The organism is Alkalihalobacillus trypoxylicola (assembly GCF_001590785.1).
Lineage (GTDB): Bacteria > Bacillota > Bacilli > Bacillales > Bacillaceae_D > Alkalihalobacillus > Alkalihalobacillus trypoxylicola.
Genome location: NZ_LTAO01000001.1, coordinates 86,981 through 111,135 on the forward strand (window position 1 = coordinate 86,981; position 24,155 = coordinate 111,135).

Below are 24,155 nucleotides of genomic sequence, written 5' to 3' on the forward strand. Positions count from 1 at the left end.
CTCTCTCTTTTTTTAAGTTAACATTAATAATCTTAACGGAATGCCAAAATAAGTCAATAGAAATAATGTGTAAGATCATGAGAAGTACCGACAAAATAATCGAATAAACGAGCTGTTATTCTGCCATCTACTTAATTTAGACGAGATATCATTCAAAAAGGTTTCATTTTTTTTACCTTTTATTCATAAAAAGATCCGACCATCGTCTTTTACAAAACCTTTACCTTTACTTCATATTTCAAAAAAGAACTTTCAGCCTACATAGACTAAAAGTTCTTCTCCAAAATACATTGTTATAATTTCTCTAAAGGCCACCATTTAAACCCATCTTTTTCTAACAAGCGCTCTGATTCAATTGGCCCCATCGTTCCAGCCTCATATTTAGCAATATCTTTGTTTGAATCAGACCACGCTTCAGAAATGGGGTCTATTAACGCCCAAGATAGGTTTACTTCATCCCAATGCGCAAAGTTCGTCGCATCGCCTAGCATACAATCATATATTAGTCTTTCATAAGCCTCTGGTGTATTTACACCATCAACGCTAGTATGACTATAATCTAACTTTACAGGAATTGTCTCACCAAGGAGACCAATTTTTTTACCATTTAAAATTAGAGTAATCCCCTCATCAGGTTGAATATGAATGACTAATAAATTCGGATGAATCGAAGAATCCTGCTTTTCATTTTTTTGAGTATAAACATTCAATGGTAGATCTTTAAACTGTACGACTATTTTTGTCGATTTTTGAGCCATTCTTTTTCCCGTTCTAACATAAAAAGGAACTCCTGCCCAACGATGGTTGTCAATCATTAGCTTTCCGGAAACGAATGTTTCTGTTTTGGATTCAGGATTTACATTCTTTTCACTTCTATATCCTGGGACTTGATGATCCTGAATTGTGCCAGCGTCATATTGTCCACGAATGAAGTAATCATCAGCTTCTTCAGAGGAAATGGAACGAACCGCCCGAAGTACTTTAATTTTTTCACTTCTTACTTCATCTGTTGCTAATCGTATAGGTGGGTCCATCGATAATAATAAAACCATTTGTAATAGGTGGTTTTGAACCATATCCCTTAGTGCACCTGAGGTTTCATAGTAGCCACCACGATCCTCTACACCTAAAACCTCACTTGAAGTAATTTGAATATTTGATATATGTCGATTGTTCCATAATGGTTCAAAGATGGCATTTGCAAAGCGAATCACTTCAATATTTTGGACCATCTCCTTACCTAGATAATGGTCAATTCGATAAATTTGATCTTCTGTAAAGGCTTCTCTAATCTCATTATTTAATTTCTGAGCAGAAGGTAAATCGTGTCCGAATGGCTTTTCAATCACTAAGCGATTCCAACCATCGGATTGTGTAACCCCTTCATTTTTAAGCTGTATGGCGATTGTACCAAAAAATTCTGGCGCCATAGCCATATAATATATACGATTACCAGGTATATGAAATTCAGTTTCGAGTTCCTGTAACCTTTGATTCAAACGTTGGTATGATTTCGTATCTGTTACATCGAAAGGCAAATAAAAGAAATGATTACAAAATTGCTCGATGTTATCAGTAGGCAGATGAGCTTCTTCTATCGCTTTTCTTACATTATCTCTTAATGTTTGGTCATCCCAAGGTCTTCTAGCAATTCCAATGACGACAAACTGCTCAGAAAGCTTCCCAGTTATGTATAAATTATAAATGGATGGGTAGAGCTTACGTTTTGCCAAATCGCCTGTTGCACCGAATAAAACGATGCTTGTTTTTGGATTATGGTTTTCACTCATACGTTCTCATTTCCTCTCTTATCCTGGCATTACACTCCTACCATTTTATATAATGCAGTAAACAATATTCATTCATAGAGACAAACTTTAACTTTTTTCTCTTTCACGTTAAAGCAACATTGTTAATAGTATAACTCATATTTCAAAGATGTAAATAACAATTGTATTGAAAGTCCCTATTGTTTAAGTAGTGGATATTTTTGTTCCCTTAACGATTTATTTTACCGTTTTAATGAAAGAAAAATCAAATATATCAACCAAAACTTTTAATGAAAGAATATTCTAACAAATAAAAAGTATAGTCGAAAATAGTATGAAATACAAGCTTTTAAAAAAGGCTTTTTGTTCACAAAGGTAAAATATCTTCATCCTAATCTTAATAATCACTAGTCAAAAAACCATAAAAAAGGCAATTTTCATAAAAAAACAACCCAGTTACTTAACGTAAGCTTGGGCTGTTAGGTGTGAATTACTCTTCATTTAACGTATAGCTTTCAAAGAATTGTTGGTAATCTTCATTAGATGCTGCCCCAACGATTCTAAATACCTCTTCACCATCTTTGTATTGAACGAGCGTAGGAGTTGAATCAACATTAAAATCATTCCATCCTTGCTCAAATTCTAACAAGTTATATTGAAGCAGGTTAACATTCATGTCATCCGCAATAGGCATTAACCTTGGCGTAACCTCTTGACAATACTGACATTTAGGACTGAAGAAATAAACGGTTGCATCTTCTTCATTTTCTATTTTCTCTTCAAGCTCTTCTGGTAACACGATATTTTGATAATTAGGGTCGTCTAATTGGTCAACGGTTGCTGGATCTAGTCTACTTTTATTGTAAACATTATCCCCAGATTCCTGAGATTGTTGCATATTTGTAACAAGTACTAAAGCGGCAAAGATTACGACGATTACTGAACCAAAAATGATAAGTTTTTTCATGATTTATTTTCACCTCTTCGATTTCTTATAACGACATAACTAACAATGCTAATGATTAAAAAAGCCGTACCAGCTAAAAATGGAATGGTTATAAAACCGAACCAATTTATGTATTGCCCCGTACATGGAACTCGTCCACATGCTGGTGCTGCATCATTAAGAAAGGTCATCTTTTGTAAAGCATAGTGATACGTAGAAAGGCATAGTCCTATTATTGATAAAAAGAATGAATATATAGCTGCAGAACTATCTTTTCTAATAATACCAATTAATAGAATAAGAACAATTGGGTACATTAAAATTCTCTGGTACCAGCATAATGTACATGGCTCAAACAACCTTACCTGAGAAAAATAAAGAGACCCTAATGTGGCAATAAGGGAGGTCGCCCAGCCAAACAACATTAAATTTTCGATTTTTTTCTTCATATATCTGCCTCATTTCGACAAATTCAACTCATTTACTACCTTCACTATTATACGTTAAAAAAAAATTAAATGCTTGTCAATCTAGTGAACATTATATTTTCTAGTTAATATATTATAGTAAGCGATTAATAAAGAGATTTTTTCATTTATTTACATGAATCCATTTCTTTATTCATATTTTATAATGAAAACGGAAACGATTAGGTTTTTGATTTTCACTTTAGGTAGATGCTTTCCCAAGGGCTTGTCTTCAGCTAACTCTGACTACGCAGCGCTTCGTCAGAGTGGATCTTCACACGGCGCTCATCCTTTGGCAGTCACTACCTATCGTTACAATCTACGATTGAATTCACAAACATTCAATACATATGATTTGACAAAAAAACACTTTCTTCAACAAGAAGAAAATGTTTTTTGAACCCTTATAAACGACTAGCTAGATGTGGAATTCTCTTAATTAATCTTGATATGGAATGATCCGCTTCTTTTAAAATCACACTTTTATCTATGGTTTTCATTACTTTATTTTGCATTAAAATTTGCCCATTCACAATAGTAGTCTCAACATCTGAGCGCGTAGCTGAATAAACAATTCTTGAGATAGGATCGACATCAAAAGCAGGATAGCTATGAAATTGATTTAAATCTAGAATGACTAAATCAGCTTTTTTTCCTACCTCTAAGCTTCCAATTTCAGCCTCTAACCCTAAAGCTTTAGCTCCATTAATGGTCGCCATTTCAAAAACGGTCGTAGCGTCCATCGCCGTTGGACCATTTTTAGGCTTATGAATTAAAGCCGCTAATCTCATCTCCTGAAACATGTCTAAATTGTTATTGCATGGTGCACCATCCGCTCCTAGTGAAACCGACATCTGCATTTGTAGAAGCTCAGGAATTTCAGCGATACCAGAAGCTAATTTCAAATTAGAACCTGGGCAATGGCTTACATGAACGCCTCTTTCTTTTATGACCCTTTTTTCTTCACTATTTAACCAAACACAATGAGCTAACAAAAGCCGTTCATTAGCTAACCCAAGATGGTCTAAATATATTATATTTCTCATCCCTGTTTCTGCTTCAACCAGTTTAATTTCTTCTCTGTTCTCAGAAGCATGAGTATGAACTTTAATTTGGTTTACTTCAGATAATTTCTGAACTTCTATTAATAATGTCTCCGTACAGGAAAGGACAAATCTAGGAGCAAACGAATAATGAAGCCTGCCATTATCATAATGATGCCACTTCTCCATTAAATCAACACTTTCTTGTAGAGAAGCGGTTGTCGTTTCTTGTAAATTTTTAGGAACCCCTGCCCCTTTATCCATCATGACTTTTCCTGAAATAGCACGAATACCAGATTGAGCAAGTGCTTCAAAAGCCTCATTAGAATGGTGAACCGTCTCCATATCAGCAATGGTTGTGGTCCCGCTTTCAATAAGCTCTCCAATACCTAGCATGGCAGAGTAAAAGATCGACTCGGGATCATGAGCAGCTTCTAAAGGCCAAATTCGCTTTTTAAGCCAATCCATTAGTTCAAGGTCGTCTCCTTTACCACGGAATATCGTTTGACATAAGTGGATATGAGTTTGAATAAAACCAGGTATGATATATTTATTGGTTGCATCGATTATTCTGTCTACTTGACTAGTTTGTTCAATTTTTGGAGCGATTTCGATAATTTTTGTCGCTTCAATTAATAAATCACCAGTAAAAATATCTCGCTCTTGATTCATTGTAATAATGGTACCATTCTTAATCAAAAGTTTATTCATAACGTTTGTTTTCCTCCTTAATAAATACCTACCATAAAGTTTTTAACGTAGTTAGGATTTATCGGTTCCAAGTAGAGACCCTCAAACCTTATTATTGAGGTTATACGCTATGAAACTACATTAAATTAGAATGAATGACACGTTGAACGGCTCTTTTAATTCCTGCGTAGCCTGTGCAACGACATAGATTACCAGATAATGCTTCTTTTATCTCCTCATCTGTCGGATGATGATTCTCCGATAATAACGCTTTGACCGCTATAATCATACCAGGTGTGCAATAACCACATTGAAAACCACCCTCTTCTATAAATGCTTGTTGAATCGGATCTAGCTCTTTTTGAGAAGCAAGGAATTCAATCGTTTCGATCGTCATGCCGTTCACTTGAAAAGCCATTGTCATGCATGCGTTCATTAAACGACCATTAACAAGAATGGAACAGGCTCCACATCTGCCAATTTCACAAGATACCTTTGTTCCCGTTAATTGTAAATCCTCTCTTAAAATATCCACGACTCGTTTCGTAGGTTCCGTATTTAAAGTAAATGGCTCATTGTTCACACTTATTTTCAACTGAAAAGGGGGAGTCATTGTATGACGATTCATGTAGCACCTCCATGTTCCATTTAGTCATATTCATTAGTCGTTCTCTATCAATTGGTAGTTGATTAAGCCAATTACCGGTCGCATCATGAACAGCTTTTACAATCGCAGGTGCTACAGCAACCGTTCCAATTTCACCTACTCCTCTAGGTCCGAAATGATCCCCCTTTGCTAATGTTTCGATTGCCTTAACTTCTAAATGCTCAGGTGTATCTTTAACGGTAGGAATAAAATACGTATCGAAATTATCTGTTACGTAACGACTTTGCTCCATTTTTGCGTCCTCCATTAATGAATAGCCTAATGACATGATGCCCCCACCTTCAATCTGTCCCAAATATCCTAACTCATTGACAACAGGTCCAGCAGATATAACCTGTGATAAATCAATCACTTTTACTTTACCAGTCCGTAAATCTACTTCAACATCTGCTGTAACTGCAGCAAAGGTAAACAAATAATGACCCGAATCTATTTGATCAGGAGTTGTCGGGAATTGTATTTCCGTTTCAGTCATGATTTCTATTGTGCGATTGGCTAAATCTTTAAAAGAGAGTAAGAAATTTTGTGATGATTGTTTCTCGTAAATCCCCCCAGGTCCAATCGTTAATTCGACTTCAGATAATTTCGTTAATTCAGAAGCGGCTTTTAACATTTTCTTTAGAAAAGTTACTTTCATATTTTGTACACTATGCCAAACCATACTTGTAGCTCGTGAAGCTGTTGATGAACCTGATGAAGGAACTTTTTCTGTATCACCAATAACTATTTTCAAATCAGAAGCATGACAGCCTAACTCTTCTGTGACAATGGTTTCTATAACCGTTAATACTCCTTGACCAAATTCCTCAAATCCAAAAGCAATTTCAATCAAACCATCTTTCCTTAAAGTTAAACGACCACCTGACGGGTCGAGTCTTCCATAGCCAAGCCCTCCACCATGCATAGTGATAGCATATCCTCTCCCATATTTCAGCCAAGGTCTGTTCGATTGTGGTTTAAAGCTCTTTGTTTGCTTCTCCTTTAAACAATGCTCTAAAACATGGCGCGCTCCATTTGTAGGGGCAATACGCTGCCCCAAAGACCCTCGGTCCTGTTCATTTCGAATATTCAACTCTCTTAAATATAATGGACAAATATTTAACCTTTCCGCTAGCCGATCCAGTTGTCCTTCTAATGCAAATGTAACTTGATTACCTCCAAAGCCTCGAAACTCCCCAGACACTCCATTATTAGTAAAAACAGAAATACCATGGACATCAACATTCTCAATCCGATATGGACCTGTAGAGTGCTCGACTGCAAAATCTAAAACCGCTGGACCAAGAGTGGAGTAGGCACCTGTATCAGCTACTATTTTCACTTGATGGGCTACTATTTTCCCTGTATTCTTCGCTCCCGTTTTCATCGTTATTTTCATCGGATGCCTTTTGATTCCTGCTCTTACTGATTCAACTCGTTTATTATGGATTTTGACCGGTCTTTTTGTTTTTAAAGCTAAAAGAGAAGCATAAGGCTGAATATTTAATTCATCCTTTCCTCCAAACGATCCCCCCATTGGACTTGAAATAATCCGAATGGACTTTTCGGGTAAATTCAAAATTCTAGATAATTGAAAACGATCCTTATAGCCATGTTGTGTTCCTACATATACTGTTATACTTCCATCCTCATGAGGAACAACCACTCCTCCTTCTGTTTCCATATATGAATGCATTTGTCTTGGCAATTCATACGTTTCTGAAATTACCACATCACATTCATCCTCTAAACTTTTCTCTACTTCTCCATGAGAGAAAGAAGCTTCATGAAGGATGTTCCCACTAGGGAATAATTGAGGGGCATCATCCTTTAATGCTTCCTCTGGTGAAGTAATAACCGATAATGGTTTGTAAGTTACTTCAATTAAGCTTATAGCTTTCTCAGCAGTTTGAATGGAGGTAGCAGCTACGCAGGCTATTGCATCTCCAGTAAACCGAACGATGGAATCACAAAGAACGGGTTGGTCTGGAGTGACAATTCCAAATCCATTCAGTCCAGGTACATCCTTTGCTGTTAATATGGCTACAATTCCATCAAGCTTTTCCGCTTTACTTATATCAATAGAAAGAATTTCAGCGTGTGGATGGTCACTTCGGTACACCTTTCCATATAACATGTTCGGAAAAGTAAAATCCGTTAAATATTTCAATTTTCCGGTTACTTTTATCGCTCCATCTGGACGTAATCTTTTTCTAGAATGTTTTAATTCTGATTGTAATCTCATGAATGTATTTCACTCCTTTCTAACAATTTCTCCACTAAAAAAGAGGCTAACAAGTTGGCAGCCATCCTTTTTTTGTATTCTGCGGATGCAAACGGATCATCAACAGGATTATATTCTAAAAGAATAACTTTATACATTTCATTAATCTCTTCCTTCGTTAAGGTTTTTCCCTTCATTAATCGTTCCGTTCTTAATAGTCGTTCGGGAAAATGCTGACTAGATGAAACAGCTATTCGACACTCATCAATCTTAAATCCTTTTTGGAGCTCTAAGTAACAAGAGATAGAGATTATGGAAGGAGTAAAAGCTTCCCTTCTACCTATCTTCTCAAAATAAAAAGTATGGTCATAATCAGCTGCTCGATTAGGTATCAAAATATTAATAATTATAGCGTTAGAAAAAGTTTCGGCTTGATTTATCATTAATTCTAAAAACTCATGTAATAAACTCGTTTGTTCACTTACTCCGTCATACCATAAAATTTGTGCATTCAAAGATAAAAGGACATGAATTAAATCTCCATATTGATAACCAATATTTCCGCCAATAGTCGCTTGATTTCTAATACCAGGAGCGGCGATTTCTTTAACTGCTGAAATTAGACTATTTTGATATTTTTGTATAAATGGGTGCTTGAGCAAATAGGATAGAGTTACATTGCTGCCAATAGATAAGAAATCATTTTGAGAGTGACTTACTTCCTGTAAGCTAGGAATCTCTCTTAAGCTAATAAGGTGGTCTGGTTTGGAAATGCCCTTTTCCTCTTGCAGCCTCAAGATTGTTCCTCCTGCTATATAAGCTGAATTATTTCTAAATGTGTTTTTTATTTTCCAGGCTTCTTCTATAGTAACTGGAAGCCATATTTGGGGCACATGGCTCATTTGATTCACCTCATTCTAATTTTTCTTTAATAAAATGATAATCCTTCATGGTATCAATATCAGTAAAAAGTCTCTTATTTTCATACTTTATATGATGAACAAAATCTGGGTCTGTTCCTAAAATTATCGCTTTGGCACCTCTATCACCTTTTAGACTTAATAAAGAAGAGAACGCTTTTTCATTACATAAGATAGGGGGTTGAATTGTTCCTCCTTGACACGAAGTAATAAATGTAATGTCTTTATGTTGCTCTTTAAAATGAGTACGCTTCTTTATTAAGACATCAATCATTCTCCTTGTTATAAAAGGCTGATCAGCAAGAATCGTGACAATGGCGTCAGCTTTTTGACAAATAGCTTCTTTTACACCAGCTCTAACCGACGAAGATTGACCTAAATAAGCTTTTTCATTTATAACAAAAGTAATACGGTCACATTCGTTCATAGTGAAGCTATTTTTGAATTGTTGTACATCCTTATAATGAGAACATACAACAATCAGCCCGTTTAATTGACTTGATAATGCCGTTTTTAAAGCTATTACTCCTAAATAATCATTTTGATAGGGTAACCAAAGCTTTGACACGCCCATTCTCTTTGATAAACCAGCAGCAAGATAGATTCCTATAATTCGGTTATTGTTCATGACCCGACTTCTTGAACCTTTATTTGTTTCATACGGATTAGTTGGGCTACTATACTTATGGCAATTTCATTTGGACCTTCTGCATGGATGTGTTCACCAATTGGACTGTAAACATTAGCGGGGATTTGTTTTTCTTCTAATAATCTCTCAGTTCTCGATTTTGATCCTAAAATACCAATATACGAAATGTTTTGTTTTAGAAGCTGTTTTAATAGAATTTGATCCTTTTGAAATTGATGGGTCATTAGAATGACAAAATCGTCATCTTTAACTTCAATTTGCTGTAATATCTTATCTGTGGAAATTAACTTTTTTTCACACGTTTGAGGAAAGCGTTCGTTACTTATATAACCCTCTCTCCAATCACAAATGACAATTTGAAAATTTAAAGGCTCTAAATAGGATACTAACGGTTTAACATCATCTCCCGCTCCGAAAATGAATACGTTTCTTTTCGGAAGAAACGATTGAAAATATAAATAATCCTTTTTAGATAAACTCACTAGCCCTGCCGTTCCTTTATCTTGTTTGATATCATCAGTCTGAATAAAATCTTTGCCATTTTGGTAAACAGTCATCTGATTCTTTTTTAAAATGACTGTAGAAAAAGAGCGATTTTTTTCGATTTTTTTATAAAGTGTTATTTCTTCTCCATTACGTAAATATGTTTGAATAATCATGGCCGTTTTGCGAATACTCTCAGAGCATGACTCTACAAGAACATGAATGATACCGTTACAACCCGCACCAGCTCCCCAAGATAAATCATCCTCTGATTTCATGTCGAAGGATAGAAGCATACTACTCGGTTTTTTTAATTGTTGAATTCTATTAGCTATATCCTCTTCTAAACAACCTACACTCAAGACTCCATAGCGTTGACCATTTTCACAAAATAACATCATGGTTCCTTCCTTACGATAGGCTGAACCTTCCACTTTAACAATCGTAGCCAAATAATCTTTTTCAGATGCTTTAATGATTTGATTGTTAATGCTATAGCTAGAATCATTCATTTAGATACCCCCAACCTAAACCCAATAAATAATGAGGCTTTCTGTCATTGAATCTGTGATTTACTACCATTAGTTTTGAGTATCATAACCAAAAAGTGAAAGATGTGCCATTCATTTGTAAGATCTAATCACATAATCATTTCTCTTTTGTATTCATTGGCTAAATTAATATGGTACGTGAAATTATTAAAATTGGAATAATGAAGGACCTTTTTGATTTAAGTCTAACAAAATACCTGTCGACAAAGTCTTGTTAATTTTTATCTACTAAAGATAGATGAGGGATTTCGTTATCGAAAACGAAAAGGGGGATATTCGTAGACGACTTTTGTTGTTGTTCACATGAGAAAACGCAACTGAGATTATATCATTTAATAAACAAGTAAGCACCTTTAAGATTAATTTCTCAAAGGTGCTTGCCAACCGTAATTTTTTTATGCTTGTTTTTATTAAACGAGCTTTGTCATCGATTTTACATACTGGGATAGTGTGACAATCATCGCTCCCATTCTTTCATGCTTAGGACTAATAATCCTTTCTACTTTCCATTCTCGTAACTCTTCTGCTGTTACTTTTCCAACGGCTACAGCAATCACTGTATGATTAAACCATTTTCTCAGAACGTCAGCTTGATTTATAGAGACTGCATATTCAAATAAACATCGAACTTGATAATAGGTAGTAAAGCAAATCGCATCAACCTTACCCTTCTCCAATTGTTCAAATAGTTGCTCTACTTGCTCTCGCTCCGCAGGTAAATGCTTATAAGGGTAAATTTCATGGATGATTGCTCCTTTATTCTCTAAAAAAGAGGTTAAAGCTGGAGAATGTAGGCCATGTAATTGCACTGCCACTTTTTGATTCGAAAATGACGTATTTTTCAATGCTGAAATCAAGCCTCTAATTGTCCCATCTTCATCTGTTACTTTAGGAATTAAGCCTAACTCTTTCAATGCAGCTATTGTTTTATATCCTCTAGCGACAAGGTTGGTTTTAGCCCAGGCATCAAGTAGTGCTTCCTTTAAATCAATGCTCTCAGCTGCATCGACGATCGCCTTAGTTCCCATTCCGGTCGTTAAAATGAGCCATTCATATTGATTTTCAATCATTAGTTTTATATCATTTTCTAAATCCTTATGATCTAAAAAGACTGTGCCTTGTAAGGAGAATACTTTTACTTCGCCACCCTGCTTGTTTATTAAAGTAGTCATTTCTTCTGTTTTTCTAGATGCTGTTAACACAACCTGTTTGCCCTCTAATGGTTTACTCATCTAATTCCCTTCTTTCTTCTAAACGTCTTGATACCGGTATGATGACAGTGAAAGTCGTCCCTTCTGAACTTGTTTCCTTTAACTGAAGGTCTCCCTCCATGGCCTGTGCAATCATTTTACTAAATGGAAGCCCTAAACCTAGCCCTCGAATTTTATATTTTTTAGATTCTCCTCTAAAAAAACGCTCAAAAATATAATCCTGCTCACTAGGAGCAATCCCGCTTCCGTTATCCTTAACATCTATCAATAGGACATTTTCTTTTTCATTTAATGTAAGGCATACATATATTTGCTGATACTCTTTATTCATCGAATGATAAGCATTATTTAAAAGATTCATGAGAATTTGTTTAATTCTAGCCGGATCAGCATACATTGTAAAAGGTCGATCCAGGTTCTGAATGACACAATCGACACCTGGTGCTTGTGTCCTTTTCCATAGGTTTACCTGTTCTGAAAGTAAGGAATTGATTTCGATTGGCTCTTTCTGTATCGGAAATTGATTGACCGTAAATGAGTTAAAAGCTAATAAATCATCCACCATCTTATGCAAACGATCCGTTTCTTTTAAGGAGCTCTCAATAAACTCCCTTGCTTCCTCTTCTTCTACTACTCCGTCTTTAACAGCCTGTAATAATCCACTTATAGAGGTTACCGGTGTTTTTAATTCATGAGTAACTCCAGCCAATAGCTCAGTGCGAAGAGTTTCAAGCTGGTGTAGACGCTTAGTCATTTTTTCAAAAGAATCGACCAATTCATGAAGCTCTTTCTCTTTAGGAGCATCTGGTATATGAACATTAAAATGTCCTTGCTCTACCTGTTTGGCTGCATAAGCAACTTGTTCAATTGGTTTGAGAAATCGCTTTGATAAAAAGTAAATAGCAGCCCAGCCTAATAAACCGAGGCTAATGACAAAGATGAATAATAATTGATATTCTTGATTTAGCTTCGTTAAAATTTCTTCAGATTCGACTAGAACCACCCAACCAATGATATGTTCTTGCCATTGTATCGGTGTCTTAACCATATAATAGCTAGCACGTATAGGGTTGGTCACATTAATCTTTTGGATAGGTTCTTCCGCATATAGAAGCTCTATAGGAATTTGAAAGCTAAATAAGCGTTCGTTTTGCTCATTTATTGAGATAATAGCTCCATCTGGATTCACAATATATATAGAAGGATCACTATCCAAATCGATTAACTGATTTCTTTCAGATACAAAACCGTGAACATCTCCTCTTGTTCTAGGTTCACCACCTGTAATCTCAACAAATCTAGAGGCAATTTCTTCTCCTAGTAACGTCGTCATATTTAATCGATGCTCTAGTGTCGTATGACGAATCCAGATAACAGAAAGGACCGTAATCACTAATAAACCAATGACCAGCGTGATCACATAATTTTTTGTCCACGAACGCAATAGACTTTTACGATTAGAAGTTGTTTTCATTGACACGAAGTTGATACCCCAATCCTCTTAATGTTAAAATTTCCCCTTCTTTTTCTGGCCAATTCTTTAACTCTTTTCTTACTCTTTTGATAGATAAATCAACAGCTCGATCACTGCCTTCATAATCCATTCCCCATACATGATCTAGTAGTTGCTCCCGCGTGAACGTTTGGTTAGGGTGTTTGCTCAAAAACAAAAAGAGAGAAAGATCCTTTGGGGTTAGCGTTAGTTCTTGCTCTTTTATCCATATTCGATGTGATTTGTAATCGATAGCAAGTGAACCAAACTTCTTACTCTCCATATGTTTAGACGGATTCGACCTTCTTAATACAGCATGCACTCTTGCGACCATTTCTTCTGCAACAAAAGGCTTTGTAATATAATCATCCGCACCACCATGTAATCCAGCTAACTTATCATTTACATCATTTAAAGCTGTGAGCATAATCACTGGACAACTAGATTGATTTCTGATTTCTGCCAGAATACTCCACCCGTCCTTATTAGGAAGCATGACGTCTAATAAAACTAAATCAGGCTGAAAATCAATAAAAACCTCGATTGCTTCTCCTCCATCAAACACTTGTTTCAAATGAAAGCCTTCTTTCCTTAAGTAAGCATTTAATACCTGACTAATTGGTTTTTCATCTTCTATAATTAAAATTTTTTCCATCGTCTTCACACTTCCTCAAACCATCACAATATTTAATATAGAATACCTTCTAGACATGTCAAGTGTAAGTCAAAACGATTCGATTTCCCTATATTATAGCAAAAATTTTCTAAAAGCTTTCTTGGCTGGTTATTCAAGGATTTATCCAATTATTTTTGAAAATATTCTAATTCACTTATAATCGGTTCAATAGGGACGGCTAAACCTCTTCTATTTTCAGATGATGACACTCTTCTCGCATAAACAACCCCTACTACTTCTCCGTTTTCTGAAATAACAGGACTTCCACTATGCCCTGGAAATATCGGATTAGTAATTTCTAAAACGTTGAAATCCTCTTCATTTTCATTATGTATAGTTCCTTTATTGGCAATCTGGGATTGAAGTAAAGGATTCCCTATCACATAAATCGTATCATTCCCTTGACCATTTTCTGAGCTTATATTCAAATGAGGGATTCCTTCTGCCTCTACTTTTAAAAGAGCAACATCTAAGGTAGGATGTTCTTCTATGATCTCTGCTTCATAATAATCACCTGATGGGAAGAAAATAAGGATGGGTGCTTGTTCGTTCACAACATGTTCATTCGTTAATAGATACCCATCGCTTGTAATAGAAAATCCCGTCCCTCTAGACGTACCGTTTTGAATTGAAACGACGGCATCCTGACTAGCTTGTACAATTTCTTCCTCGGAAAGCTTTTCTGATTCTTGTCTGAGTGAAATAGTATCCAAATTAAACATATCAAACCACATGGAAAAAACTTGTATAATTAAACCAGTAATAATCAAAGCTGCAAGAGATTGAAAAATCCTCTTCTTTCGCTTTTTTTTCTGTTTCTCTATCTCTGTTTCTTCTTCTTCTTCATAAAATGCTTCTAATGGTGGCTCGTCTATTTCGAGGTTTTCGTTCTCTGAATGTTTCTTATTCTCTTCATTATTGGACAATTTACATTCTCCTTCTAATAAAAATATACTATCTATCATAGCTATTTCATTTATTTAATGGTTGTCTTCTATTTTACCATGATTAATCAGATGAAGTTAAAGAAAGTGATTCTTTACATTTAAGGACTAAATGATTGCTCATTTACGCTCATATCGCTACAATGGATAGTAATTAGTAGAAGGAGGGTGGCAGAAATGGAACCCATATTAGATAAAGAAATACTTCAAAAAAACATTGATCGATATGCATTAAAAAATATATACCTTCATTTAGAAACAACTAATGGCGCTTACGCCTCTCATCACAATGAAAAATTCTTTTCAGCAAGTGCTTATATAAGAAATGCTGAAATTAAATATGAGCATGGCAAAATAACCGGCAGTGGTCCTTATCGTATTGGACTAAAATTAGAAAAACTAGGTTGGGTATATGCAGAAGGTTTAACTCACTTTGAAGCAAATGATAACCAACTTTTACTTGCTGGACATGGTTCAGATGGAAAGTTAGGAGTTGCCTTACAGCTTAGTCAAACTCCATTTCAATAATAACAGGAGGATTTTATGAAAAAGGAAAAACATGTACTTGTCATTTTCCCCCATCCCGACGATGAAGCTTTTGGGGTGTCGGGGACGATTTCTAAACACCGCGCTAATGGCACTCCTGTCACCTATGCATGCTTAACTTTAGGAGAGATGGGTCGTAATTTAGGAAACCCTCCTTTTGCCACTAGAGAATCCTTACCAAAAATTAGAGAAAAAGAGTTACAAAAAGCAGCACAGGTTATGGATATTCAAGATTTACGAATGCTAGGATTTCGTGATAAAACGATTGAATTTGAAGACCATGAAAAAATGGTTCGGTTATTTACCGATTTACTTGACGAAATAAAGCCTACCTTAGTGATTACTTTTTATCCTGAATATTCCGTACACCCCGATCACGATGCAACGGCAAGATATGTGATAGATGCTATAGGTCGTAAAAAGAAAAAAGATAGACCTGTCGTTCACTGTATTGCTTTTTCAAAAGGACACGAAAAGCATATCGGAACTCCAGATGTCATCCACGATGTTACTGAATTTGCTGAACAGAAAAAAGGGGCAATGAGAGCGCATATTTCTCAAACATCTTGGATGCTTGAAGAAATGGAGCCAAAGTGGCAAGAACAAGACCCTGAGGCGATGAAATGGTTACAATACGAACGGTTTTGGACCTATCATTTTGAATAATATCTCCTATTAAAAAACCACGTGAGCTAAGCTGCTCATGTGGTTTTTCGTTTATATTTGGAAACGTCTCATCAAATTTCTTAATTGTTCTGTTGTTTCTTTTAAGCGATTTGTATTTTCTACAACTACTTCTGTAGATTGATTTTGCATATGAACGGAACGAGATGCCACTTCGACACTAGCTGTCGTTTGTTCGGTTGCCGCTGCCAACTGATTAACAGATTCCTGTATACCACTACTTTCTAAAGCCATATCTGATATTTGCTCGGTTATCACTTTAATTTCCTGCCCCATGGTAGCGATCGCTTTTTGAATTTCGAATATATCTTGACCTGTGTGTTCAATCATATTCATCCCGTCTTGAGCCTCAACATTTGCCTCAGTTAAAACGGTACTAACGCGCTTCGTTTCTTGCTGTACACTTGAGGTAATGGATACAATCTTCTCTATTGAATTACTAACTTCATTAGACAATTTTCTAATTTCATTTGCAACAACAGCAAAGCCTTTTCCTACATCCCCTGCTCTTGCAGCTTCAATCGAAGCATTTAAGGCTAATAAATTAGTTTGATCCGCGACGCCTCGAATAACATCTACCATCTGATTAATCTCAATTGATTTTTTGGCTAACTGATTTATACTCTCCGTTGCCTCTTCAATGGTATCATGAATGTGAGTCACCTTATCAATCGACTGTTTCATTTTTTCATTACCATTTGTCGTCAATTGAATAATACCTTCACTAGATTCGCGAATGGTCTGACCTGATTCATCAATCGTTTTAATCTGATCATTAAAATTCGTCGTCGATTGTGAAATATCAACAGTCGTTGATGTTTGTTCTTGTGAAACCGCTAACAATTGATTGAGCGTATCCGTAATTTGAACACTTCCTTCATTCAATTGAACAGAAGATTGTTCTAAGCTATCTCCTTGCTTATTCACACGATTCGTTACGACCGCTAACTCTTCAATAATCGTTACTAAACTAATATGCATTTGATTTAATGAATTTCCTATCACGCTAAATTCATCTTTACCTGTTACCTTTAATGGCTGAACCGTCAAATCACCATCGGCTATTTTTCCACTAAAACGAACGGTTTGAATCATAGAGCGTTTTACAATTTTATTAATCACTAAAATAACACTTATCCCTAATAGTAAGGAAATAACTACCGCTATTATCGTCGTCAAAATCGTCTGGTCAATTTGTTTTCTTGCCATTTCTGAATCGGCAATCCTTTGTTCATCTACAATCTTTTTTAATTGCTCAAAAGCAGCTAATGTTTGCGCTCTCAATCTTTCGATTCGGACATAAGTATACGACTGAAACTCTACATTACTTGCCATTCTTTCGTCTAATACATCGTTTGAAAATATTAATTCTATCTGTTCTTGATTATTCTCAGCATACGTTAATAGGTTTTGCATTTCTTGCTTATCCAAATAAGGTTCAATTTCCACTCGGTGCGTTTCAAGTTCTAGCGCTTTTTCTTCAAATTGTGTGACTAAAACATCATCTGCTCGATTAATATAACTTAATGTTAAAAAGATTAACTCTTGATATAAATCATTCATCTCTGAAATTTTAGCAGAGCGTTCAGCACTTCGGTCAAATTGAACCATCTCTCTCTGGACATCGTTCAAATTAGTAACTAAAATAGCTGTGGTTAAACAAAATAAGAAAATAGTAACGATAAATGCAAATCCATACTTCCAGGCCAAACTTAGCTTATTCCATATGAATACTTTACTAAAGAGTGAGCCTAACTTCCTCCAAATGATCATGTTTTTTAATGTCGAGCTTCCTTTTTTAAAAAATTTAAGCCCTTTCATTTTTTTCATTTCATCCCCTCCAATATCGTGAATCCCCTAGAAAATCACTATATCTTTCTTATATTGTAAAGTAATTGTGTCATTTATACTATTATTTTTTTCTTATTTTTTGAATTTTCCTCCTTTTTTTTAAATAAAATTACATTTAATAGGTATTTTTTACTATTCGTTTTGTTCATTTTACTAGATGAGAGAATTTCATCATTGCTCTATAAGAATGAAACTGAACGTTTCTTATAAAATATGTTTTGAATGTTTACGAATACACTTGTTGATTGTAACGGTAGGTAGTGACTCCCAAAGGAAGAGCGCAGTAAAATATGTTTTGAATGTTTACGAATACACTTGTTGATTGTAACGGTAGGTAGTGACTCCCAAAGGAAGAGCGCAGTGTGAAGATCCACTCTAACGAAGCTTTGCGTAGTCGGAGTTAGCTGAAGACAAGCCCTTGGGAAAGCACCTACCTAAAGTGAAAATCAAAAACCTAATCATTCGGTTTTCATTAAAAAAATGTCTTTAATGTTTGTGAATTCACTTGTTGATTGTAACGGCAGGTAGTGACTCCCAAAGGATGAGCGCAGTGTGAAGATCCACTCTGACGACGCTCTGAATAGTCAGAGTTAGCTGAAGACAAGCCCTTGGGAAAGCATCTACCTAAAGTGAAAATCAAAAACCTAATCATTCGGTTTTCATTATAAAAATGTCTTTAATGTTTGTGAATTCACTCGTTGATTGTAACGGTAGGTAGTGACTCCCAAAGGATGAGCGCAGTCTGAAGATCCACTTTGGCGAAGCTTTGCGTAGTCAGAGTTTGCTGAAGACAAGCCCTTGGGAAAGCATCTACCTAAAGTGAAAATCAAAAACCTAATCATTCGGTTTTCATGATAGGAATGATGAAATGGATTCAGATAAAAAAAACTAGCTGTTTTACTTGTTAACCTTCCTATAAACCGATATCATTATATTAAACAAAAATATTAATTGCTTAGTTAATGGAGGAAACAAATGCGAATCGATTTATCACTTGAATCTTTGCCCGTATATGAAGCACTCTCAAGCAAAGTTCGCTTAGCTATTATCCATTTTTTATCAGACAAACCGATGAATGTGAAAGAATTAGCGGAAGCCGTAGGGTTAAGTAGCGCGATCATGACCATGCATATAAAAAAGTTAGAAAAGGCAGGCATTATAAAGACAGAGATGGTACCAGGAAAAGCTGGTGTTCAGAAGCTTTGTTTTTTAGTTATTGACCAAATTGAAATAAACTTTCCTAAATTAATTTCACAAAAAAAGGATTTTCATGAGACGGAAGTGTCAATTGGTCATTATACTGATTTTCAAATTGAACCGACCTGTGGAATTGCTACTCCAGAAATCATTATTGGAGAATTTGATGAACCAAGATATTTTTTAGCTAACGAACGTGTTGATGCCAAAATTTTATGGTTCAGCAAAGGGTTTATTGAGTACAAAATCCCTAACTTTTTACTCTATAGTCAAAAAGCGAAAGAATTAGAAATCACTTTAGAATTATCTTCAGAGGCGCCATTTACAAACGAAAATTGGCCTTCTGATATTAGTTTTTTGTTAAACGGCGTTACCCTAGGTACATGGACTAGCCCTGGAGATTTCGGAGATAGTCCTGGAAAGTATACACCCGATTGGTGGCCAAGAGTGATTAATCAATATGGATTATTAAAATGCTTAAGAATTAACGAAAAGGGTACCTACATGGATGGTATCCAAATATCTAATATAACGATTGACGATATAGATGTTAAAGCTAAGCAATGGACCTTTAAAATCGCTGTAGATGAGCAGGCAGAACATGTCGGAGGGGCAACTGTTTTTGGAAAGGGCTTTGGTAACTATAATCAAGATATTATTTTCCGCTTGTATTATGTAAAAGAAGAGGGTCCTATAGTAGAAGAAAAAGAGAGCTAAAAAATAAGAAACGATCCAACATTTACTTGGATCGTTTTTAATATTGATATTATGGTGCATAGCTAGTTGATTTTCGAATAATAAGTTTCGGTTCGTATTGCTTCATTTCTAGTGAAGTTTGTTCAGGGTTTTCTATGATTGAAACAAGACTTTCAGCCGCTTCATAACCTAGCTCATTTTTAGGATGTTCAATGGTAGTTAGTTTAACTTCTGTAGCTTCTGATAAAAATGAGTTATCAAATCCTACTAAAGAAATTTGACTAGGAACGGCCATTTTTCGAGTTCTTAATTCGTTTAACATTAGAACCGCTAACTCGTCATTATAGCAAACAATTCCTGTTATAAGACGATGATCTAACAGTTTTTTTAATTCTTCTAACGGTTTTGTAGATTTTACTTCTGACGTGTATGTAATAATGTGTTCTGGATTTATGTCAATTGAATGTTTTCGATGAGCTTTAATAAAGCCTTTTAATCGTTGAACTCCTTGACGATCATCTGTTTTAAAAAAACCAGCAATTTCCCTATGGTTTCTTTCAATTAAATGCTCGGTTTGGATAAATCCTCCTTTTTCATCATTTATAACGAAAGCAGCAGGCTCTAGCTCCTCATAATATCCGTTAATCATAATATAAGGTATTTGTTGTTTTTCTAATTGAAAGTAATAGCTTAAATTAGGACATGTATAAGCACTTTTAGTAGGCTCAATGATTACTCCATCGAATCGTTGCTGTATAATTTTTTCTAGTATGGATTTTTCCTTCTCACTGTCGTTGTTTGTACTAAATAAGCTTACTTGATAGCCTTTTTCACTTAAATAAGATTCCGCTCCTCTAATAATGGACGGAAAAATATAATCAGAAATAAAAGTGGTAATAATCGCAATCGATTTAGGTGTGTGCACCGCTTCCTCTTTTTGCGACACTTTATCTTGAACGAAGGTACCAGCACCTTGCTCACGATACAACCAACCTTCATTAACTAATTCTCCTATCGCCATTCTAACAGTATGGCGACTCACTTCATGTTGCTTCATTAATTGACTTTCAGAATCAATTCTTTGATTCGCTTGATATTCACCAGCTAAAATTCTCTCTTTTATACGATCCTTAACCATACGATACTTTGTTTGCACCTAACACACCTCAAATTTAAGGATTAATACCTTCACTATCCCATGCATCTTTCCTATCTTATCATAAAATCTCTTCCTTAATAAAAAAGTAATGTAGATGCAGGAAAAAAGAGGGAAATGTCCCTCTTTTCTTTAAGATTTAAATATTTAATTTATAAGCTATTTCATTCCATCTTAATTCCTGCTGAAAGCTTCTAATTGTCGTATCTTCATTAATATTAACACTTTCCACATTAAACATATCGGCTAAATCATGAATTTGCTCTGGTGAAATTTCATAAGAAAAGACAGTATGATGAGCTCCTCCTGCATAAATCCATGCTTCTGCTGATTCACTTAATGATGGTAGTGGCTTCCATAATACTTGGGCAACAGGTAAATTCGGCATTTCTTTCTCCGTATCAACCGCTTCAACTTCATTAATAACCAAACGGAAACGATGACCTAAATCTATGACCGAAACATTCAACGCTCTTCCTTTTTTACCGTTAAAAATAAGTCGTGCTGGGTCTTCCTTACCACCTATTGATAATGGATGGACCGCAATTTTAGGTGTATCCGTTGCGATTGTCGGACAAACCTCTAACATATGAGATCCTAACACAAGCTCATTTTCTGGCTCGAAATGATACGTATAATCCTCCATAAAGGATGTTCCTTTATTATTAGCCATAATTTTCATTAATCTTAAAAGAGCAGCTGTTTTCCAATCTCCTTCTCCAGCAAAGCCATATCCATCAGCCATCAACCGTTGAACCGCTAATCCTGGAAGCTGTTTCATACCATGTAAATCCTCAAATGTGGTCGTAAATGCCGTAAATCCACCTTCTTCTAAAAAGGCTCTTAAACCTAATTCAATTCTTGCTTGCTCTAAAATAGAATTTTGAATAGGACCTTCCTGTAAAGCGTCCTCCTCAAGCTTAAAGACCTTTTTATACTCATTAAACAGTGCATACACGTCTTCTTCTGAGAACTCATTCATTTTTTGAACTAAATCACCGATCCCAAATCCGTACACAGACCATCCAAATTGAATTTGAGCCTCTACCTTATCACCTTCTGTAACAGCTACCTCTCTCATATTATCTCCGAATCGAGCCACTTTAATAGATTGACTTTCCATCCACGAAATAGCTGTACTTATCCATTTTCCAATACGGACTTTAACATCCTCTGACTCCCAATGACCAACCACTACTTTTCGAGCCTTATTCAGCCTAGTTGTCATAAATCCATATTCACGATCTCCGTGAGCAGATTGATTTAAATTCATAAAATCCATATCAATTTCATTCCAAGGAATATCGCGATTAAATTGGGTATGAAGGTGTAAAAGCGGCTTTGATAATTGTTTTAAACCAGCAATCCACATTTTTGCAGGTGAAAAGGTGTGCATCCATGTGATAAGCCCCGCACAATCAGAATCAGAATTGGCATCTATTGTAAGTTGTCTAATCGAATCAGGATTCGTTAATACAGGCTTTAATACAATTTCAGCTGGGAAAAAATCACATTCGTTAAAGTGCTGAACCATCTTTCTAGAATGCTCTTCAACTTGTTGAATGGTTTCCTCTCCATATAAGTGTTGACTTCCTGTCACGAACCAAAGTTGATATTTTTTTGTTTGAAGCATAATATTCCCTCCTATTGATAGGTTCTCAAATTTTTAAGACGTTTCATCACATCATTGGCTCCACGACCAAAATAATCATGTAATTGACTATATTCCTCATATAGCTTTTGATAGATTTCAACATTTTGTGGAATCGGTGTATACACTTCATCCTTCACTCTTGCCATAGCTTTTGCAGCATCGACAATGGTTTCGTACCCACCTTTTTCAATACCAGCAGCAACTGCACCAAACATAGCTGCTCCTAAGGCTGGAGTTTGCTTGGATGCAGCAATTTTAATAGGACGGTTTGTTACATCAGCATATATTTGCATTAATAATTGATTTTTTTGTGGAAGACCTCCACATGCAAACAATTCATCCACTTCTACTCCTTGATGATGAAAAGCATCCACTATTTTGCGAGTGCCAAATGCCGTTGCTTCTAGTAATGCACGATATAATTCTTCTGGTTTTGTTTGAAGTGTCATTCCGATAAAAAGTCCACTTAATTCTGTATCAACTAATACAGAACGATTTCCATTCCACCAATCTAGTGCTAGAATACCTGATTGACCAGGAGCCAGTTTCTTTGCTGCATTTTCTAACCATTGATGGACATTCAGACCTTCTTGTTTGGCCTGTTCATAAACATGTGCAGGGACATTTTGTTCAACGAACCATCCGAAAATATCTCCTACAGCGGATTGACCTGCCTCATAGCCTAAATAACCAGGAATGATTCCATCTTCCACTACTCCACACATACCTTCTACTAGTGTCTCTTTCTCACCTAATATCGTATGACAAATAGAGGTTCCCATCGCCATAACAAGCTTACCAGGTGTCACAACACCAACAGCTGGCATAGCGGCATGTGCATCAACATTACCTACAGCTACTGCTGTACCAGCTAATAAGCCCATCTTTTCTGCCATTTCTTCTGTTAATTCTCCTGCTTTCGATCCTAGTGGAACGATTTCGCCTCTTAATTTGGTTTCGGTCAAGTTTTCAAGACGAGGATCTAAAGCTTTAAAGAATTCCTTTGATGGATAGCCATCACGTTTATGCCAGATCGCTTTATACCCAGCTGTACAGCTATTCTTGGTAATACTTCCTGTCATTTTGGAAATAACCCAGTCAGTTGCTTCAATAAATTGGTCGGTTTCTTGATAAATCTCCTCATCTTCATTTAGAACCTGCCATATTTTTGCTATCATCCATTCAGAAGAAATTTTCCCCCCATATCTAGGTAGAAATTCTTCACCTCTTTGCTCAGCTAATTCATTGATAGAATTTGCTTCAGGCTGTGCGGCATGGTGCTTCCATAGCTTACACCAGCTATGCGGTCGGTTTTTCCACTTTTGATCAAAACTTAACGGCTCACCTTGTTTATCGATAGGAAGCATTGTACAAGCAGTAAAATCGATTCCAATACCAATGACGTCCTCTGCTTGAATACGAGCCTGTTTAATGACAGCTGGTACCGAATTCATTAAAACATCTAAATAATCATGGGGATGCTGCAGTGCCCATTCATGCTCTAAAGTAATATCAGTACCTGGTAAATACTCATCAATGACCGCGTGATGGTAGTCTGTCACATGATCACTTACTTCATGACCATTTTCTAAATCAACTAATACTGCTCTACCAGATAACGTCCCATAATCAATACCAATTGCATATTTTTTTGCCATTT

At 35.8% G+C, this 24,155-nt stretch carries 20 protein-coding genes and 1 riboswitch; of the genes, 3 read left to right on the forward strand and 17 right to left on the reverse strand.

What is annotated here, in order from left to right:
- Positions 1 to 293: 293 nt before the first annotated feature.
- From zwf to AZF04_RS00440, 13 genes are all read right to left on the reverse strand, one after another.
- Entirely contained in the window at positions 294 to 1,790 is a 1,497-nt protein-coding gene (gene zwf, locus AZF04_RS00380) for a glucose-6-phosphate dehydrogenase (RefSeq protein ID WP_061947086.1), read from the reverse strand.
- A 469-nt stretch (positions 1,791 to 2,259) separates the two neighbouring features.
- The gene (locus tag AZF04_RS00385) at positions 2,260 to 2,736 is read right to left on the reverse strand and encodes a thioredoxin family protein (RefSeq protein WP_052340072.1); all 477 of its coding nucleotides are present in this window, start codon (positions 2,734 to 2,736) and stop codon (positions 2,260 to 2,262) included.
- Positions 2,733 to 3,164 carry a disulfide oxidoreductase gene (locus AZF04_RS00390; protein ID WP_061947087.1) on the reverse strand — a complete coding sequence of 144 codons (432 nt, stop codon included), beginning with the start codon at positions 3,162 to 3,164 and terminating at the stop codon, positions 2,733 to 2,735. The genes AZF04_RS00385 and AZF04_RS00390 overlap by 4 nt, the downstream gene beginning before the upstream one ends.
- Positions 3,165 to 3,586: 422 nt before the next feature.
- Positions 3,587 to 4,936 carry a 5'-deoxyadenosine deaminase gene (locus tag AZF04_RS00395; RefSeq protein WP_061947088.1) on the reverse strand — a complete coding sequence of 450 codons (1,350 nt, stop codon included), beginning with the start codon at positions 4,934 to 4,936 and terminating at the stop codon, positions 3,587 to 3,589.
- Between the two features lie 28 nt (positions 4,937 to 4,964).
- A riboswitch (purine riboswitch) is annotated at positions 4,965 to 5,064 on the reverse strand.
- Positions 5,052 to 5,543 (reverse strand): (2Fe-2S)-binding protein, encoded by a 492-nt coding sequence (locus AZF04_RS00400; RefSeq protein ID WP_061947089.1) that lies wholly within the window; start codon positions 5,541 to 5,543, stop codon positions 5,052 to 5,054. (Overlaps the previous riboswitch by 13 nt.)
- Positions 5,488 to 7,806, reverse strand: coding sequence for a xanthine dehydrogenase subunit D (gene pucD / locus AZF04_RS00405; RefSeq protein ID WP_061947090.1), 2,319 nt, complete (start codon positions 7,804 to 7,806; stop codon positions 5,488 to 5,490). The genes AZF04_RS00400 and pucD overlap by 56 nt, the downstream gene beginning before the upstream one ends.
- Positions 7,803 to 8,687, reverse strand: coding sequence for an FAD binding domain-containing protein (locus AZF04_RS00410; protein WP_061947091.1), 885 nt, complete (start codon positions 8,685 to 8,687; stop codon positions 7,803 to 7,805). Before AZF04_RS00410 ends, pucD begins: the two co-directional genes overlap by 4 nt.
- Before the next feature lie 10 nt (positions 8,688 to 8,697).
- Positions 8,698 to 9,333, reverse strand: a complete 636-nt coding sequence (locus AZF04_RS00415; protein ID WP_061947092.1) for a nucleotidyltransferase family protein — start codon at positions 9,331 to 9,333, stop codon at positions 8,698 to 8,700.
- Positions 9,330 to 10,349: an XdhC family protein gene (locus tag AZF04_RS00420; RefSeq protein ID WP_061947093.1), complete on the reverse strand. Its 1,020-nt coding sequence runs from the start codon at positions 10,347 to 10,349 to the stop codon at positions 9,330 to 9,332. Before AZF04_RS00420 ends, AZF04_RS00415 begins: the two co-directional genes overlap by 4 nt.
- A 449-nt stretch (positions 10,350 to 10,798) precedes the next feature.
- A complete protein-coding gene (locus AZF04_RS00425; RefSeq protein ID WP_061947094.1) occupies positions 10,799 to 11,620 on the reverse strand; it encodes a uroporphyrinogen-III synthase in 822 nt (273 codons plus the stop codon).
- Positions 11,613 to 13,073 carry a HAMP domain-containing sensor histidine kinase gene (locus AZF04_RS00430; RefSeq protein ID WP_061947095.1) on the reverse strand — a complete coding sequence of 487 codons (1,461 nt, stop codon included), beginning with the start codon at positions 13,071 to 13,073 and terminating at the stop codon, positions 11,613 to 11,615. Before AZF04_RS00430 ends, AZF04_RS00425 begins: the two co-directional genes overlap by 8 nt.
- The gene (locus tag AZF04_RS00435; protein WP_061947096.1) at positions 13,057 to 13,746 is read right to left on the reverse strand and encodes a response regulator transcription factor; all 690 of its coding nucleotides are present in this window, start codon (positions 13,744 to 13,746) and stop codon (positions 13,057 to 13,059) included. The genes AZF04_RS00430 and AZF04_RS00435 overlap by 17 nt, the downstream gene beginning before the upstream one ends.
- Before the next feature lie 149 nt (positions 13,747 to 13,895).
- On the reverse strand, positions 13,896 to 14,693 hold the full coding sequence (locus tag AZF04_RS00440; protein ID WP_061947097.1) for a S1 family peptidase: 798 nt from the start codon (positions 14,691 to 14,693) through the stop codon (positions 13,896 to 13,898).
- A 195-nt stretch (positions 14,694 to 14,888) separates the two neighbouring features.
- Here AZF04_RS00440 and AZF04_RS00445 point away from each other — a divergent pair, with 195 nt between their 5' ends.
- On the forward strand, positions 14,889 to 15,239 hold the full coding sequence (locus tag AZF04_RS00445; RefSeq protein ID WP_061947098.1) for a YojF family protein: 351 nt from the start codon (positions 14,889 to 14,891) through the stop codon (positions 15,237 to 15,239).
- Positions 15,240 to 15,254: 15 nt separating this feature from the next.
- Positions 15,255 to 15,923: a bacillithiol biosynthesis deacetylase BshB2 gene (gene bshB2 / locus AZF04_RS00450; RefSeq protein WP_045481741.1), complete on the forward strand. Its 669-nt coding sequence runs from the start codon at positions 15,255 to 15,257 to the stop codon at positions 15,921 to 15,923.
- Between the two features lie 51 nt (positions 15,924 to 15,974).
- Here bshB2 and AZF04_RS00455 read toward each other — a convergent pair whose 3' ends face one another.
- On the reverse strand, positions 15,975 to 17,771 hold the full coding sequence (locus AZF04_RS00455) for a methyl-accepting chemotaxis protein (protein ID WP_061947099.1): 1,797 nt from the start codon (positions 17,769 to 17,771) through the stop codon (positions 15,975 to 15,977).
- A gap of 996 nt (positions 17,772 to 18,767) precedes the next feature.
- Here AZF04_RS00455 and AZF04_RS00460 point away from each other — a divergent pair.
- The gene (locus tag AZF04_RS00460; RefSeq protein ID WP_061947100.1) at positions 18,768 to 19,706 is read left to right on the forward strand and encodes an ArsR/SmtB family transcription factor; all 939 of its coding nucleotides are present in this window, start codon (positions 18,768 to 18,770) and stop codon (positions 19,704 to 19,706) included.
- A 49-nt stretch (positions 19,707 to 19,755) separates the two neighbouring features.
- Here the strand turns inward: AZF04_RS00460 and AZF04_RS00465 are convergent, their stop codons facing one another.
- From AZF04_RS00465 to AZF04_RS00475, 3 genes are all read right to left on the reverse strand, one after another.
- Positions 19,756 to 20,841: a GntR family transcriptional regulator gene (locus AZF04_RS00465; RefSeq protein WP_061947101.1), complete on the reverse strand. Its 1,086-nt coding sequence runs from the start codon at positions 20,839 to 20,841 to the stop codon at positions 19,756 to 19,758.
- A 139-nt stretch (positions 20,842 to 20,980) separates the two neighbouring features.
- The gene (araA, locus tag AZF04_RS00470) at positions 20,981 to 22,474 is read right to left on the reverse strand and encodes an L-arabinose isomerase (RefSeq protein WP_061947102.1); all 1,494 of its coding nucleotides are present in this window, start codon (positions 22,472 to 22,474) and stop codon (positions 20,981 to 20,983) included.
- A gap of 11 nt (positions 22,475 to 22,485) precedes the next feature.
- The gene (locus AZF04_RS00475) at positions 22,486 to 24,153 is read right to left on the reverse strand and encodes a ribulokinase (protein WP_061947103.1); all 1,668 of its coding nucleotides are present in this window, start codon (positions 24,151 to 24,153) and stop codon (positions 22,486 to 22,488) included.
- Positions 24,154 to 24,155 lie beyond the last annotated feature (2 nt).

Coding starts and splice junctions, on each gene's coding strand:
- araA (WP_061947102.1), bottom strand. CDS start 22,474: ATGCTTCAAACAAAAAAATATCAACTTTGGTTCGTGACAGGAAGTCAA.
- AZF04_RS00415 (WP_061947092.1), bottom strand. CDS start 9,333: ATGAACAATAACCGAATTATAGGAATCTATCTTGCTGCTGGTTTATCA.
- AZF04_RS00385 (WP_052340072.1), bottom strand. CDS start 2,736: ATGAAAAAACTTATCATTTTTGGTTCAGTAATCGTCGTAATCTTTGCC.
- pucD (WP_061947090.1), bottom strand. CDS start 7,806: ATGAGATTACAATCAGAATTAAAACATTCTAGAAAAAGATTACGTCCA.
- AZF04_RS00475 (WP_061947103.1), bottom strand. CDS start 24,153: ATGGCAAAAAAATATGCAATTGGTATTGATTATGGGACGTTATCTGGT.
- AZF04_RS00430 (WP_061947095.1), bottom strand. CDS start 13,073: ATGAAAACAACTTCTAATCGTAAAAGTCTATTGCGTTCGTGGACAAAA.
- AZF04_RS00400 (WP_061947089.1), bottom strand. CDS start 5,543: ATGAATCGTCATACAATGACTCCCCCTTTTCAGTTGAAAATAAGTGTG.
- bshB2 (WP_045481741.1), top strand. CDS start 15,255: ATGAAAAAGGAAAAACATGTACTTGTCATTTTCCCCCATCCCGACGAT.
- zwf (WP_061947086.1), bottom strand. CDS start 1,790: ATGAGTGAAAACCATAATCCAAAAACAAGCATCGTTTTATTCGGTGCA.
- AZF04_RS00425 (WP_061947094.1), bottom strand. CDS start 11,620: ATGAGTAAACCATTAGAGGGCAAACAGGTTGTGTTAACAGCATCTAGA.
- AZF04_RS00395 (WP_061947088.1), bottom strand. CDS start 4,936: ATGAATAAACTTTTGATTAAGAATGGTACCATTATTACAATGAATCAA.
- AZF04_RS00410 (WP_061947091.1), bottom strand. CDS start 8,687: ATGAGCCATGTGCCCCAAATATGGCTTCCAGTTACTATAGAAGAAGCC.
- AZF04_RS00445 (WP_061947098.1), top strand. CDS start 14,889: ATGGAACCCATATTAGATAAAGAAATACTTCAAAAAAACATTGATCGA.
- AZF04_RS00455 (WP_061947099.1), bottom strand. CDS start 17,771: ATGAAAAAAATGAAAGGGCTTAAATTTTTTAAAAAAGGAAGCTCGACA.
- AZF04_RS00435 (WP_061947096.1), bottom strand. CDS start 13,746: ATGGAAAAAATTTTAATTATAGAAGATGAAAAACCAATTAGTCAGGTA.
- AZF04_RS00460 (WP_061947100.1), top strand. CDS start 18,768: ATGCGAATCGATTTATCACTTGAATCTTTGCCCGTATATGAAGCACTC.
- AZF04_RS00390 (WP_061947087.1), bottom strand. CDS start 3,164: ATGAAGAAAAAAATCGAAAATTTAATGTTGTTTGGCTGGGCGACCTCC.
- AZF04_RS00420 (WP_061947093.1), bottom strand. CDS start 10,349: ATGAATGATTCTAGCTATAGCATTAACAATCAAATCATTAAAGCATCT.